The 5490-nt window shown below is 48.4% G+C and carries 5 protein-coding genes; 4 read left to right on the top strand and 1 reads right to left on the bottom strand.

Going from position 1 to position 5490, the window contains the following annotated elements:
- Positions 1-956, top strand: a 956-nt coding sequence (locus PX636_RS17085; RefSeq protein WP_288117995.1) for an RNA-guided endonuclease InsQ/TnpB family protein, incomplete at its 5' end; no start/stop codon positions are given.
- A 64-nt stretch (positions 957-1020) separates the two neighbouring features.
- Here PX636_RS17085 and PX636_RS17080 read toward each other — a convergent pair.
- Positions 1021-2283 (bottom strand): sulfonate ABC transporter substrate-binding protein, encoded by a 1263-nt coding sequence (locus PX636_RS17080; protein ID WP_044034646.1) that lies wholly within the window; start codon positions 2281-2283, stop codon positions 1021-1023.
- A 216-nt stretch (positions 2284-2499) separates the two neighbouring features.
- Here PX636_RS17080 and PX636_RS17075 point away from each other — a divergent pair, with 216 nt between their 5' ends.
- The 3 genes from PX636_RS17075 (at position 2500) to PX636_RS17065 (ending at position 5375) form a co-directional block, all read left to right on the top strand.
- Positions 2500-3174: a cadmium resistance transporter gene (locus PX636_RS17075; RefSeq protein ID WP_002763668.1), complete on the top strand. Its 675-nt coding sequence runs from the start codon at positions 2500-2502 to the stop codon at positions 3172-3174.
- Between the two features lie 108 nt (positions 3175-3282).
- Entirely contained in the window at positions 3283-4356 is a 1074-nt protein-coding gene (locus PX636_RS17070) for a sulfate ABC transporter substrate-binding protein (protein ID WP_287739630.1), read from the top strand.
- Positions 4357-4376: 20 nt separating this feature from the next.
- On the top strand, positions 4377-5375 hold the full coding sequence (locus PX636_RS17065) for a PstS family phosphate ABC transporter substrate-binding protein (protein WP_288117993.1): 999 nt from the start codon (positions 4377-4379) through the stop codon (positions 5373-5375).
- Positions 5376-5490 lie beyond the last annotated feature (115 nt).

Below are 5490 nucleotides of genomic sequence, written 5' to 3'. Positions count from 1 at the left end.
CTTCATCGGAGTTTAAAAGTCACCCCGATAAATTTCTGGTCAAACCCAAAATCCCTGGCTATAAGGAGCCAAAAAAAGGACGAAATCTCTTAGTTTACACGATTCAAGCTATAAGCAAAGTAGGTCTTCGGCAAGGAATAGTCAAACTATCAGGTACTTCAATTGCCTTGCCGAAGAGAGTAGAGGAGCGCATAGCAGAAGTCAGAATAGTTCCTAAATGTGATTGTTATGTAATCGAGGTAATTTATGAGAAAACTGAACAGTTCTTAGCTCCTAATGAAAAGATAGCTGCGATAGATTTAGGCATAGATAATTTGATGGCTGTAACTTCAAATCAACCGGATTTTATCCCTTTGTTGATTAATGGCAGACCGTTAAAAAGCCTGAATCAATTTTATAACCAACGTCGGGCTAAGTTACAATCTCTGTTAAATCGTCAAAGTTCCCAGAGGATTCGCCGTTTAACCCGTTGCCGTAATCAGAAGATAGATAATTATCTTCACCGAGCTAGTCGTTATTTAGTCAATCTCTTAGTTGACCAAGAGATAACAACTTTAGTAATTGGGAAAAATGACGGTTGGAAACAAGAAGTGAACTTAGGAAAAGTCAACAATCAAAAATTTGTGACCATCCCTCATGCTCGATTAATTGAGATGATTAGTTATAAATGTCAATTAGAAGGAATCTCTGTGATTCTTCAAGAAGAATCCTATACCTCAGCTTCTAATTTTTTGAATGACGATCCTCTCCCCGTTTATGGACAGATAACTGAAAAGCCAGTGTTTTCAGGAAAAAGAATTTCGCGAGGGTTATATCGTACAGATAAGGGGATTCTGGTTCAATCTGATGTCATGGGTTCCTACAATATTTTACGAAAAGCATTCCCAAATGCGTTTAACTGCTATGGGATAGAGAGGTGCGTAGTTCACCCAAGGAGAATCAATCTCTCGAAGTAAAAGTGAAGGGAATTTCTGAAATGGAATTCAGTCTGTCTATATTTGACTATACTTTTACTAACTATTAATATGTCCAATTTTGTTTCGTCTGTAGGGTGTAGGTTCCGTCGCGCACATTGACCCGATGGGGGATCAGCTTCAGGTCTCGGAAGATATGAGCTTGGTGTTGTAGGGCCGTCAGAGAGCGATCGTCGATCGGGATAATGGCACGTTCAGAGGCCCGTTGTTCGAGATTAGTCACGATCGCCGGATCGATCTCGTGGTGGGCTGCCAAGCGTCTCGTCGCCTCTAACTCCTGTTGTTTCGCCCAGGCCCCCGCCTCGTTCACCTCTTCTAAAATCACCTTCAGTACATCGGGATAATCGCGTACCAATTCGGGAACCGCATAATAATAGGTCGGCACTTCTAGAGAGGCGTTTTCCCCGAAGATGCTCTCTAGATCGGCCAACGATCTTCCCGGATAGGTGCGCGTCTCCGTGGGGGAATAGGGAACCCAGACCACCCAAGCGTCGATCTCACCGCGACGAAAAAGCACAAGTGCTTCCGGTTGAGTCGCATACACCGGTTCGATATCGCTTAATTCTAGATTCACTCTCATCAGTGCGCGGATGAGGACATAATGGGCGCTCGAACCCCGATCGAAGGCGATTCTTTTTCCTTTTAAATCCGCCAACGTCTCTATTGGCGAATCCTCAGGCACGAGGATCGCCTGACCTTTCGGGGCGGTATATTTTTCCTTGGCTACCCGGACGAAGACGTGTTCCGCCGCTTGGGAGAAAATACTCGCCGTACCGCCACCACCGCAGAAGTCGATCGTTCCGTTGCTCAAGGCCTCGATCAGAGAGGAAGCGGCCAGAAAACTCGTCCACGTTACCGTCACCCCAAAGGGTTTTAAGCGTCTTTCCAGAAAGGCCTGGGCGCGGAGAACTTCCAGATTGGTCATGCCCTCGGGGTAGCCGATCTTGAGGGTTCCTAACCGCCGCGCTTGTTTGGCGAGGGGAGTGATATCGGAGGGGGTCGAGCGCTTGAACCAGCGATCGATCGCGATACAGAAGAGAATTCCAGCGATAAATAATCCCACGGTTTCCAATAGCCGGGGAGTGGTATTTCGGGGGAATTTAAAGCTATCGACGAGGTTGAGAATCAGGTTATCGGATCGAGAATTTTGACCGACGGCGATCTCGCGTAGCGAGCGCTTTGCGTTCGTGTCGGAAAATCCAGCCAGGAGAAAGCTCCCGACCAGACTGGTCAAAAAAAGCAGCGCGGGAAGAGCTGCCCGCCAATTTCGCCACGGTTTCCAGAGACACTTGATCGAACGGTGGAGCATGGGATTTCTCGCAGAAAACAAGATTTTTTATCGGTAAAGGAGACAAAAGGGAAGGGTTTCCCAACTCCCTCGGCATAGCTGCCATTAGTTTTATCTACATACTATAGAAATCCACGACTCCTCGATTGTGTAACAAAGTACATTTATAAATGTATTGAAAATGATATAGTTTTAAAACAAAATTGCGCCCGCATTTGAGAGATCGAGGTGGTATGGATGGATTGGTTGATCGAAATCGTCAAAATCGCGGTGGCCACCGGCATAGCCACCACCTTCGACGACAATATTTATCTAACCGGCTTCTTTAGCGAGGTAAATCGTACCTTTCGCCCGGTTCACGTTGTCGTCGGCGAGCTAGTCGGGTTTACGGCCTTAGTATCGGTGAGCTTGCTGGGTTTTCTACTCGGCTTAATCATCCCGCCGATTTATATCGGTCTTCTCGGAATCTTGCCGATCCTCATCGGTGTGAGAAATTTACTGACGTTAAATCGCGATAACGAGAGGGAAACCGCAGATCGCAAGGTGAATTTGCGAAGAAACGCCCGATTTCACGGATTCGCCTCCCGCAGACTATCCCTCGGTCAAGTCTTCAGCGATCGCCAAACCTATAAAGTTTCCGCGGTCACGATATCCAATGGCGGCAATAATCTCGGTATCTACATTCCCCTATTCGCCAATAGTACCGTGGCGCAGTTAGCCGTAATCATCCCGATCTGCTATCTAATCGTCTGTACTTGGTTATTTCTCTCCTATAATCTAACCCGCCAACCGGGGATCGCGGTTGTCCTCAGCCGTTATGCCAGTAAGCTTTTCCCTTTTGTGCTGATGTGGTTGGGGCTACGGATTATTCTCGATAACGGCTCCTATCGCCTGTTGATTCCCATCGGGTAAATTAGGCCCCCGTAAAAATCGCCAATCTCCGGCTCCCACGGGAGTCAAAATTCAGGAAGAGAGAATAAAAATTAGTTGGTTTAGAGCAACCTTATCGAGAAAATCCCGATGAATGTATCACTGTTGCCAATTCGATCGCTGTTTCGTCCCTTTCGTTCCTTATCGGGGAGGAGCTTCCTTTCCTTCCTGTTAGTGGGACTGTTGGCAAGTATTGCCCTCGCCTCCTGCGGGGGAATCGGCTCAAAACCGGAGGTGAAACTGAATCTCGTTTCCTTCTCGGTCACGAAAGCCGCCCACGACCAGATTATCCCGAAATTCGTCGAGAAATGGCGGAAAGAGCATAACCAAAAAGTCATTTTCCAGCGGAGTTACGGCGGTTCCCTGGCCCAGGCCGATGACGTGATCGCCGGGAAACAAGAGGCGGACGTGGTACATCTCGCCCTTCCCCTCGACGTGATGCGGATATCTCAAGCCGGCCTGATTAATCGCGGTTGGGAAGATCGGGTGCCGCGGCGGGGGGTGGTGAGTCACTCGGTGGCGGCGATCGTCACGCGGGCGGGAAATCCGAAAAAGATTCAATCTTGGGCGGATCTGGCTAGAGAGGACGTTACGGTTCTATCCGCCGATCCGAAAACTTCCGGGATCGCTATTTGGCAGTTATTAGCCCTCTGGGGTTCGGTGACGCAAACGGGGGGCGAACCGCAACAGGCATGGGATTTTGTCCGCCGGATCTATCAAAAGATTCCCACCCTAGCCAGGGACGCGCGGGAAGCCAGCAATGCCTTTTTCCAAGAAGGAAAGGGGGATGTTTTAGTCACCTACGAAAACGAGGTAATTCTAGCGGCAAGAAATCAACCCGATACCAATTACTTAGTCCCCCCGGTCAATATCTCGATCGATAATCCCGTGGCGGTGGTGGATAGAAATGTCGATAAACACGGCACGCGAGAGGTGGCCGAGGCCTTTGTGAATTTCCTCTATTCCGAGCCGGCACAACAGGAATTGGCCAAATTAGGCTATCGCTCGGTCAATCCCTTCGTGGCCAAGGATGAAGGATTACAATTCCCGCCGATCGAAACTCTTTTCAACGCCCAAGATCTCGGCGGTTGGACGTTGATCGAAAAGGAATTTCTGGCCAATAACGGCATCTTTGAGCAGATTAAAAACCAGTCCGCTTCTTAACATTTTTCCCGCTTTAATCTATGAAATTCTCTCATTATTTTTTCCTGATCTCCCTTCTGATGGCCAGTAATTTGATCGCCGGTTGCGGTCGCCCGGCCGACTCGGCCGAGAAACAACCACCAGTCTCGATCGACGGTGGTGCGGTGGGTTTCGCCCTCTCCCTCGCCGTTGCCGAAGAATATCAGAGAATCCATCCCGACGCAAGGGTTAGCGTCGCCACCAGTGGAACCGGGGGCGGTTTTAGTAAGTTCTGCGCCGGAAATCTCGACATTGCCGGGGCATCGCGGGTGATCCGGAAAGAAGAGATCGAGAAATGTCGGGAAAACGGCGTGGAATTTCTGGAATTACCGATGGCGATCGACGGATTGGCGGTGATCGTCAATAAAAAAAATCAATTCGCCAAGTGTTTAACGATTAAAGAACTCGATCAAATGTGGAACACGAAAGCGGAGGGTAGGATTACCAGTTGGAAACAGATTAATCCCAAATTTCCCGACGAGAGATTATTACTTTTCGCCCCGCCTTCCGATACGGGAACCTTCGATTATTTCACCCAAGCGATTACGGGAAAACGGAGAAATAGCCGTACCGATTTCACCCCGAACCGCAATCAAAACGCGCTCGTGCAGGGGGTGATCGGCAATCCATCCGCGCTTGCGTATTTAGGCATCTCTTTCTATATGCAGAACCAAGATCGATTGAACTTGGTGGCGATCGAAAATAATGAAGGAAAATGCGTCAAACCGGTCCCCATCGATAACGTTCTCCGCAATGTCTATAATCCCCTTTCCCGTCCCCTGTTTATCTACGTCAACAAGAATAATTTAAAAACGAATCCATCCCTGGAAAAATTCGTGCGCTTCTATTTAGAAAATTCCTGGAAATGGGTCGATGGCGTGGGTTACGTCGCTTTACCTGATGAGGCCTACGTCAAAACCCTGCGGAAATTCGAGCGCGGGGAAACGGGATCGAAATTCGGCAAAGCTAAACCGGGAGAACCGATCACGAACTTTATCTAAAAAAGGAATTTTGTTAAACCATGACCTTAACCCCGAGTTCTTTCGATAATTCTTTTTTCGCGGCAGATAATTCACTCCTCAAGCACCCCGGCGACGATATTCAAGAGAAGATAAT

The organism is Microcystis sp. M53598_WE2 (genome assembly GCF_030067735.1).
GTDB classification, from domain to species: Bacteria; Cyanobacteriota; Cyanobacteriia; order Cyanobacteriales; family Microcystaceae; genus Microcystis; species Microcystis aeruginosa.
The sequence above is the reverse complement of the archived record's forward strand: the minus strand, read 5'-3'. Positions and strand labels throughout refer to the sequence as shown.

Excerpts from the sequence above, each read along its gene's own strand:
- PX636_RS17080 (WP_044034646.1), bottom strand. The coding sequence starts at position 2,283 with ATGCTCCACCGTTCGATCAAGTGTCTCTGGAAACCGTGGCGAAATTGG.
- PX636_RS17075 (WP_002763668.1), top strand. The coding sequence starts at position 2,500 with ATGGATTGGTTGATCGAAATCGTCAAAATCGCGGTGGCCACCGGCATA.
- PX636_RS17070 (WP_287739630.1), top strand. The coding sequence starts at position 3,283 with ATGAATGTATCACTGTTGCCAATTCGATCGCTGTTTCGTCCCTTTCGT.
- PX636_RS17065 (WP_288117993.1), top strand. The coding sequence starts at position 4,377 with ATGAAATTCTCTCATTATTTTTTCCTGATCTCCCTTCTGATGGCCAGT.